Annotated in this window: 7 protein-coding genes and 1 pseudogene; 1 reads left to right on the plus strand and 7 read right to left on the minus strand. The window is 65.5% G+C overall.

Features of this window, described 5'->3' with window-relative positions:
- Positions 1–8: 8 nt before the first annotated feature.
- From HF877_RS20780 to echA20, 7 genes are all read right to left on the minus strand, one after another.
- Positions 9–272, minus strand: coding sequence for a MerR family transcriptional regulator (locus HF877_RS20780; protein WP_169623098.1), 264 nt, complete (start codon positions 270–272; stop codon positions 9–11).
- A gap of 481 nt (positions 273–753) precedes the next feature.
- Positions 754–1,653, minus strand: coding sequence for a cyclopropane mycolic acid synthase family methyltransferase (locus HF877_RS20785; RefSeq protein ID WP_169623091.1), 900 nt, complete (start codon positions 1,651–1,653; stop codon positions 754–756).
- 95 nt (positions 1,654–1,748) lie between these two features.
- Positions 1,749–3,743 carry a CocE/NonD family hydrolase gene (locus HF877_RS20790; protein ID WP_169623099.1) on the minus strand — a complete coding sequence of 665 codons (1,995 nt, stop codon included), beginning with the start codon at positions 3,741–3,743 and terminating at the stop codon, positions 1,749–1,751.
- 139 nt (positions 3,744–3,882) lie between these two features.
- Positions 3,883–4,962 carry a nitronate monooxygenase gene (locus tag HF877_RS20795; RefSeq protein WP_169623092.1) on the minus strand — a complete coding sequence of 360 codons (1,080 nt, stop codon included), beginning with the start codon at positions 4,960–4,962 and terminating at the stop codon, positions 3,883–3,885.
- Positions 4,959–5,717: a cholesterol ring-cleaving hydrolase subunit IpdB gene (gene ipdB / locus HF877_RS20800; RefSeq protein ID WP_169623093.1), complete on the minus strand. Its 759-nt coding sequence runs from the start codon at positions 5,715–5,717 to the stop codon at positions 4,959–4,961. Before ipdB ends, HF877_RS20795 begins: the two co-directional genes overlap by 4 nt.
- The gene (ipdA, locus tag HF877_RS20805) at positions 5,714–6,607 is read right to left on the minus strand and encodes a cholesterol ring-cleaving hydrolase subunit IpdA (RefSeq protein WP_206037455.1); all 894 of its coding nucleotides are present in this window, start codon (positions 6,605–6,607) and stop codon (positions 5,714–5,716) included. The genes ipdB and ipdA overlap by 4 nt, the downstream gene beginning before the upstream one ends.
- A 30-nt stretch (positions 6,608–6,637) precedes the next feature.
- Positions 6,638–7,399, minus strand: coding sequence for a (7aS)-7a-methyl-1,5-dioxo-2,3,5,6,7,7a-hexahydro-1H-indene-carboxyl-CoA hydrolase (gene echA20, locus HF877_RS20810; protein WP_169623094.1), 762 nt, complete (start codon positions 7,397–7,399; stop codon positions 6,638–6,640).
- Between the two features lie 189 nt (positions 7,400–7,588).
- Here echA20 and HF877_RS20815 point away from each other — a divergent pair.
- Positions 7,589–8,343, plus strand: a pseudogene (locus HF877_RS20815) (acetyl-CoA C-acyltransferase); the annotation flags it as partial.

The following is an 8,343-nucleotide window of genomic DNA, read 5'->3' on the forward strand; positions in this document are numbered from 1 at the left end:
GTTGCCGGTTACTCGTCGTGTTTGCTTCGGCGCAGTTCGTCGTTGATGCGGAGGGCTTCGGTGAGCTGATCCTCCAGGATGATGATCCGGCACGCCGCATCGAGTGCGGTGCCCTGGTCGACGAGTTCCCTCGCGCGGGCGGCGATGCGGAGCTGATATCGCGAATACCGCCGGTGCCCGCCTTCCGACCGCATCGGATTGACCAGGTTCGCGGTGTCGAGACTCCGGAGGAAGGCTTGGGTGACGCCGAGCAGCTCGGCGGCGCGTCCCATGCTGTACGCAGGGAAGTTCTCGTCGTCGAACTTGTCTTCGGCGTCGTTGTTCTGTTTCACGAGGTGTGCGTGTCGCCCTTCGTATACATGGACGGGGACCCCGGCGCCTACGGCGCCGGGGCCCAGGGGTTTACGTTCGTAGATATCTACTTGCACGGGCCAACTGGTCGGTCGGCCTTTCTACCTGTGTCCCGCCTCGGTGGACGGAACCTGATCTCGATAACTGACCGCGCACCACCTCCAAGCCGGGTAATTCCTTATGTCCTGGGGCCGCACCAACTCCGACCCCGATGGAGTCGGACGCTTCGAGGTTTACCTACTCAACTCACTGCCTCGACGCGCCCTACTCCAAGCCTTTTCGACTCCTGAGCGGGCAGTTCGTTCTCGCCCTCTTTCGGACTCGCTCTCACTTACAACACATAATCTACAACCGACAAACCGGAATGTCTACAGCGACCAATGCAGATTTCTGTGATCGTCGTCATCCTGAACGGTGGCTGCCCGCTCGGCTCCGGTTGTGCTTGACGAGGGTGAACTGTTGGAGATCGATCAGGCCCCGCCGGAAATTCTCCGCGCAGCCGGTGAGGTATCGCATGTACCGCTGATAGACCTCTTCGGAGGCCAGTTCGACTGCCTCGTCATGGCGCGCTTTCAGTGCGCGCGCCCACAGATCCAGTGTGTGCACGTAGTGCGGTTGCAGCGATTCGATGTTCTGCACCCAGTAGCCGTGGCGCTGGGCGCCGGTGATGATCATGTCCCGTTCCGGAAGCTGCCCACCGGGAAAAATCTCTCTGAGGATGAACCGCAGGAACAGCGCGTCGTCCCGGTTCACCTCCACATCCATGTCCTCGAGCAACTGCCGCGAGTGGCCGACGATGGTGTGCAGCAGCATCCGGCCGTCCGGGGGCAGCATGCGCGAGGTGCGCTCGAAGAACGCGTCGTAGCGCCGCCGGCGGAAATGCTCGAAAGCACCGATGCTCACGATGCGGTCCACCGGCTCGTCGAAATCCTCCCAGCCCTGTAATCGGACTCCCGCGGAGCGGCGCCCCAGCGCGAGCCCGGAAATCATCTCGGAGACGTGCTCGTACTGGTTGCGGCTCAGGGTCAGGCCGATGACATTGACGTCGTACCGCTCGATCGCCCGCCGCATCGTCGACCCCCATCCGCACCCGATGTCGAGCAGCGTCATGCCCGGCCGGAGGTCGCACTTACCAAGGGAGAGGTCGATCTTCGCCTTCTGGGCATCCTCGAGCGACATGTCGTCGGTCTCGAAGAACGCACAACTGTAGGTGCGCGTCGGGTCCAGGAACAGGTCGAAGAAGTCGTCGGACAGGTCGTAATGGGATTGGACGTTCTCATAGAACGGCGTCAGTTTCGGCATCGAGGCACGCTTCACGGTGGTGGCTGCACACTTCACACCGCGTCGTGGTTGCGCGACCACCCGGGCGGTGCTGACGACTCATTCTCCCAGTTGGGTCAGCCCGCCGTCGGCAGAGTGACGAAACTCGGTGCGGTCGGGTCGAGCTCGAGGTGCTGCGGACGCAGTCCACTCTCTCTTGTCATCGGTCCCAGTGGAAGTGACCGCGGAACGTTCGCGGCATACACATCGATGCGCAGTCGGTGCCCCGGTGCGACCACCGCATCCGTGGGGATGGTGGTGATGTCGAGCGATGTCGGCTCGCCCGGAAAAACGGGCTGTCTCGTCGCCAGAGTGAGGCTCGGGTGTGCCTCGGCATAGTCGCCGTCGGCCGTGAACTCACTCAGGGAATCGTCGATCGCGCGCAGGGAGGCGACCAGCGAACCACTGGAAAGGACCGTGGAGCGCCCGTCCGGGGCAACGTCGTTGACCGACACCGACCAGAATCCGTCCGTGGCGTCGAGGGTGGTGTTGAGGTGCACGTTGATCGGTCCCGACAGCACGATCGGCTCGGTGAGCACATCGGTGGTGAACGTCAGTGCCTCGGCCTCGTGGAACCGGGAGTCCTTGCTGCACGCCGAGCCGAGCAACACCGTGATGCCGGCCGTGCCCTGCGCGCCTTCCCGCGAACAGAACCCGCGCAATCCCGGCGTCACGGTGAGGCGTCGCGCGTCGACCGGGGGAGTGGACACGAGTGTCCCGTCGTGTGCCGCATGCCCCGCACTCCCGCTCGGCGCCGCCGCCAGAAACAGCTTCTGGTGGCGGACTCCGGCGCGGGGAAAGTGCTCGGTGGTGGTCCAGCCGCCGCCCTGCTGCAACAGTGTCACGGGCCCGTACTCTTCGATTCCGTTGTCCATATCCCGGAGCCACCGGTCGAACCACGCGCGCTGCAGTGCAGCGATGTTCGGCGGATGCCCCGGCGTGCCGAAACTCGTACCCGTCACGGCGTGGTACCCGTCGCCCATGACGAGTTGCTTACGGCCGGGTTCGACGGGAATCCGGTTGTAGATGTCGGGTTCGCTGTTCGCGAAGATGTCGTGCCAGTTCCCGAATACGAAAGTAGGCACCGTGATCGACTCGAGGTCCGCCTGCCGATCCTGGTAGAAGGGTCCGTCCTGTGCGACCTCCAGAGCGCCGGGAGACACGTCGTCGACAGTCGGAGCTGTGATGACTTCCAGCAGTTCCGGGATCTTCGTGGCGGGATCGGCGAGCCGATCTCGTAACCACTGTGCGTCGAACCGGCCCTCGATCAGCGCTTGCACATCGGGCAACCACTTGAGCCCGTTGACGAGGCCGAGCCAGGCGGGCATGAAACCGATGCCCAGTGCGCCACCCGTTCCGACGATGTCGCGGAGAAGATCGTTGCCGGGTTCGACCGCGAACACGGCGTCGAGAGCACGGGGCCGAAGCCCCGCAGCCTGGATTTGATTGATCGCCGAGTACGACACGCCCGTCGTCCCCACGCGGCCGTTGGACCACGGTTGCGAAGCCGCCCAGTCGATCACCTCGACGGTGTCCTGTTGTTCGCGAGGACCCAGGATCTGCCACTGACCGTGGGAGAATCCGGTGCCGCGAACGTCGACGACGACCTGGGTGTACCCGTTCTGCACCAGGTCGCGGTTGAGTCCGAACGCCTTACCGAGTTGCGATGCGGGGGCCGCGAGTTCGGTGATCCCGTCGAGCGGGGCACCCAGATTCAAGGTGGTGCCGAGATCCTCGACGACCGGTCCGACGGACGGATCCTCCATGGCCACTGAGGCGAGCGTGGACAGCAATTTTGTGTAGGGCGTGAGGTTGAGTACCACCGGCGTCGGCTCGGCAATGGGCGAGCCGTCGGCATTCGCCGGCCGGAACACATTCGCCCGCAGCACAGTACCGTCGCTGAGCGTGATGGGGACGTCCCAATCGACTGCGGTCCCGGGATAGGCGTCGGGAACGTCCACGCTTGCTTGCCACGCCACCGCATCGGAACCACCGGACGGGTCGGCCACTGCCGGAACGGCCGAGGCCAGCGCGATCGTCGTGATCGCCACCGCGACCGACACCCGGGACATTGCTTTTCGCACGCGGGACCCCCGACCTGCCGTGACAGCTTTTCGGGGCACGGTACCGTGCCGGCGCTCCCCCTTGCCGGGAAACGCCGCAGCACCCGGCCACGTGGTGGCCGGGTGCTGCTGTGCTACGAGGGCGTGATCAGGCTGCGGGTCGTCCCGACTCGCGCAGGGCGCCGAGAGCGTCGATTCGCTCGACCGCCTCGGCGACGATCCGATCGATGAGTTCCTGGCAACTCGGCAGGTCGTCGACCATGCCGACGACCTGGCCGGAGGCGAGGACACCGGCTTCCGTATTACCGTCGACCAGACCGGCTTTCAGAAGCATCGGAGTGTTGGCGGCCATGATGATCTGCTGCCAGGTGCGATCGCTCGCCTTCTTCATCGCGAGACCGTCCCGGACGAGAGTGGACCATTTCATCCCGGTCATGGACTTGAACTTGGTCGCATTGCGTGCCGCCGCGACCAAACCCTTCGCGTAACTGGACCGTTCGAGGCTGTCCACGAGATCGGTGTTGAGCACGCGATGCGGCATGCCGTCCACCTTGAGTGAGACGGTCGTGTCCTGGAGGCCCCGCGCAAGATACTGCTGCTTGACGGAGTCCGGTACCGCGCTGTCGCTCGTGAGGAGGAACCGGGTGCCCATCGCGACGCCGGCGGCGCCGTACGAGAGGGCAGCGGCGAGCCCGCGCCCGTCGAAGAAACCACCCGCGGCGATCACCGGGATGTCGACGGCGTCGAGCACGCTCGGCAGCAACAGTGTCGTGGCGACCGGGCCGGTGTGCCCACCGCCCTCACCGCCCTGCACGATCACGGCGTCCGCACCCCACGACGCGACCTTCACCGCGTGCTTGGCGGCGCCGATCGACGGGATCACGACGATGCCGTGGTCCTTGAGCTTGGCGATCAGTTCCTTCTTGGGGGCCAGCGCGAACGACGCGACCTTGACGTTCTCCCGGATCAGCAGATCGATGCGCTCTGCCGCATCCGAGGCGTCGGCGCGCATGTTGACGCCGAACGGCTTCTCGGTGAGGGACTTGGTTTTCGCAACCGCGGCCTCGAGTTCGGCGTACGTCATCGTTGCCGAGGCGAGGATGCCGAGGCCGCCCGCGTTCGACGTTGCCGCGGTCAAGCGGGGACCGGACACCCATCCCATGCCCGTCTGGACGATGGGATGTTCGATGCCCACCAGTTCCGTGAGGGGCGTGCGCAGGGTTGTCACAGGGAGACCTCGCGGTCGCGCAGACTCTTCGGGTCGAGGACCTCGCGGATGAGCCGCAGTTCCTCGGCGGTCGGTTCGCGGGTCACGCCGGCCTCGTTCAGCCCGGCAACCTCGAAGGAGGTGTTCTCGGCGACAGTTGCGGCCTCGACACCGGGGTGCAGCGACAGTGCCCGGAACGTGTGGCCCGGGCCGCCGAAGTCGAAGACACCGAGATTGGTGACGACGCGGGGGATGCTCAGGAACCGGTACGCCGGATTCTCGGGATCGATCTTGTCGTATCCGACGCCCGAGACGATGTCGACCTTGTCGGTGAACACCCGAGCGGTGTGCCGGCCGACCCAGTAACTCGTGGCGTGGTTGATGGTGTTGCCCGGGGCGCCGCGCACGCCGAACATCTGGCGGGTGGGGTGCTGGAGCGGACCGAAGGCCGAGAGGTTCTGGTTACCGTGGCGATCGATCTGGTTGGCACCCATGACCACGTGGCGCCGACCGGACGCGACCACGTCGAACACCTTGCGGAACGGCATCCATCCCTCGATCGGGGCCTTGGCGCCGAGCGGCGGAACCTCGGCGAGGATGAGTGCTTCCCCGTCGGTGATCAGCAGGTCGGGCTCGGTGGTGAGCTTGGCGAGCCGGGCGCCGATCTGGGGGAGAGTGGCCATCGGGCTGGCCATGATTTCGCCTGCGCCGGAGAAGATCTCGGCGCACGCGACCGCGCAGTACTCGGCGCGCGTGACGGTCTCGGTGGTGGTCATGCCTGCTCCCCACTCTTGGATTCGGCTGCGAACTTCTGGACGGCGGCCTGGTAGTCGTCTTCGCTGCCCGACAGGAAGCGATCGACGAACTTCTGCCAGGACTCGGGGTCCTTGGCCGACTCGGCGTAATGACGCTGGAACTTCTCGTCGCGCCCGTAACTGTCACCCGCGAGGGTGAAGTGCGCACCGCCGGGTGCTTCGACAACACCGTCGACCATCATCCGGTTGAGAACGATGGACTGCAGCGGAACGGATTTGACGAGTTCTTCGGTGTCGACGATCCGCTCGACCGAGACGTAGCGCTTCTCGGCGGCCATGCAGTAGAGGTCGTCGAAGTAGGGATCGACACCCGTGTACGCGGCGTTGCCGTGTGCATCACCGATATTGAGGTGCACCAGCGACGCATCGAGGTTCAGTGCGGGCATTGCGATCAAGGTCTCGGTGCCGTCCGGCCCCGGGTAGGGGGAGGTGACGGTCTTCAGTTCGCCTTCCCAGAATTCGACGACGTCCGAACCGAGTCCGGCGCGGATCGGAAGGAAGGGAAGGCGCGCGGCGGCGGCCTCGAGGCCGCATTTGACCATTCCCTCGTCCATTTCGCGCGCGATGATCTCGCCGCCTGTGCGGGCCTTGGCGAACCACGGGTCGTAGAACGGTGCCGAGTCGAGGGAGACGAAACCGTAGTACGCCTTCTTGACCTTCCCGGCCGAGCACAGCAGGCCGAGGTCCGGGCCGCCGTAGGTCACGACCGTCAGGTCGGTGATGTCCGATCGCAGGATCGCGCGGACCAGTGCCATCGGCTTGCGGCGCGAACCCCAGCCACCGATGCCGATGGTCATTCCGCTGCGCAGCTCGCCGACCACATCGTCGAGCGACATTCTCTTGTCACGCATGGGTTTCGAACTCCTGTGAGAGAGGGGACTTCAGCTGTTGGTCCGGGCTTTTCCGGTGGCGACGAATTCGTCGCGATGCTCGTCGGCGACCCCGGCGAGGTTGAGCTCGAACGTGAAGCCCTGCTCGATGCGGTAGCTGGTCTTGACATCGACGGGGTCGATGCGGTTGATCGCTTCCTTCGCCCGGCGGATGACGCGGGTGTCCTTGGCCGCGATCATCTCGGCGACCTCGCGTGCGGCCCCGTCCAGTTCGTCACGCGGGACGACCTTGTAGACGGAACCGAAGTGCTCGAGTTGCTGGGCAGTCACGTTCTGTGCCGTGTAGTAGAGCGTGCGCATGAGGTGCTGCGGCACGAGACGCGCGAGGTGCGTCGCCGCTCCGAGTGCACCCCGGTCCACCTCGGGGAGGCCGAAGACCGCGTCGTCGGACGCGAGGATGACATCGGCGTTTCCGACGAGGCCGACGCCGCCGCCGACGCAGAAGCCGTTCACGGCGACGATCACGGGAACCTCGCAGTCGTAGACCGCTGCGAAGGCCGCGGCACAACCGTGGTTGGCGGCGATGAGGGCCTCGTAACCCTCGGTGGCCTGCATTTCCTTGATGTCGACGCCCGCGTTGAAGCCTCGGCCCTCGGCTCGGAGGATCACGACGTGCGTCTTCGGGTCCTTACCAGCGGTGAGGACCGCGTCGGCCAGGTCGAACCACGCCTGCGAGGGGAGGGCGTTCACAGGGGGGAAGTCGACGGTGACCGTGGTGATACCGGCGCTGTCGGAGGTCGAGGTGATGCCCATGGCATGTTCCTAACGTCTGTACCAAACCAAGCGATTGCTTGGTAAGTTAGCACACGAACCCTGTGGGGCACAGGAGCCCGGAACGCTCGCCCGCGCCACAGCTCTCTCGCCGAAACGCGATTTCCTCGAAATCTGAGGGCGTACTACGTTCGGCCCCAACCTGTTACATAACGAATACGAGGAGAGAAGATGACCGAAGCAGTAATCGTGTCGGCCGTGAGATCGCCCATCGGGCGCGCGCGCAAGGGTTCGCTCGCGTCGATCCGCCCCGACGATCTGGCGACACAGATGGTCGCCGCGGCACTCGCGAAGATTCCGGACCTGGATCCGGCGGAGATCGACGACCTGATGGTGGGCTGCGGACAGCCCGCCGGCCAGTCCGGCTTCAACATCGCCCGCGTGGTCGCCGTGCAGCTCGGCTACGACTTCCTTCCCGGCGTGACCGTCAACCGGTACTGCTCGTCGTCGCTGCAGACCACCCGCATGGCGCTGCACGCGATCAAGGCCGGCGAGGGCGACGTGTTCATCTCCGCCGGTGTCGAGTCGGTGTCGAGCTTCGTAACCGGCAATGCCGACGGCCTGCCCGACACCAAGAACCCGCTGTTCGACGACGCGCAGGCGCGCAGTGCCGCGCTGGCCGAGGGCGGCGTCGCCTGGACGGACCCGCGCAAGGACGGTCTGCTCCCGGACGTGTACCTGGGGATGGGCCAGACCGCCGAGAACGTCGCGTCCTACACGGGCATCTCCCGCGAAGACCAGGACCGGTGGGGCGTCCGCTCACACAACCGGGCCGAGGAAGCCATCAAGTCGGGGTTCTTCGCAAAGGAGATCACGCCCGTCACGCTGGCCGACGGCACCGTCGTCTCCACCGACGACGGCCCGCGCGCCGGCACCACGTACGAGAAGGTCAGCCAGCTCAAGCCGGTGTTCCGTCCGGACGGCAC

This window comes from Rhodococcus sp. BL-253-APC-6A1W (genome assembly GCF_012843405.1).
GTDB lineage: Bacteria > Actinomycetota > Actinomycetes > Mycobacteriales > Mycobacteriaceae > Rhodococcus.

Coding starts and splice junctions, on each gene's coding strand:
- HF877_RS20780 (WP_169623098.1), bottom strand. CDS start 272: ATGGGACGCGCCGCCGAGCTGCTCGGCGTCACCCAAGCCTTCCTCCGG.
- HF877_RS20785 (WP_169623091.1), bottom strand. CDS start 1,653: ATGCCGAAACTGACGCCGTTCTATGAGAACGTCCAATCCCATTACGAC.
- HF877_RS20790 (WP_169623099.1), bottom strand. CDS start 3,743: ATGTCCCGGGTGTCGGTCGCGGTGGCGATCACGACGATCGCGCTGGCC.
- ipdB (WP_169623093.1), bottom strand. CDS start 5,717: ATGACCACCACCGAGACCGTCACGCGCGCCGAGTACTGCGCGGTCGCG.
- ipdA (WP_206037455.1), bottom strand. CDS start 6,607: ATGCGTGACAAGAGAATGTCGCTCGACGATGTGGTCGGCGAGCTGCGC.
- echA20 (WP_169623094.1), bottom strand. CDS start 7,399: ATGGGCATCACCTCGACCTCCGACAGCGCCGGTATCACCACGGTCACC.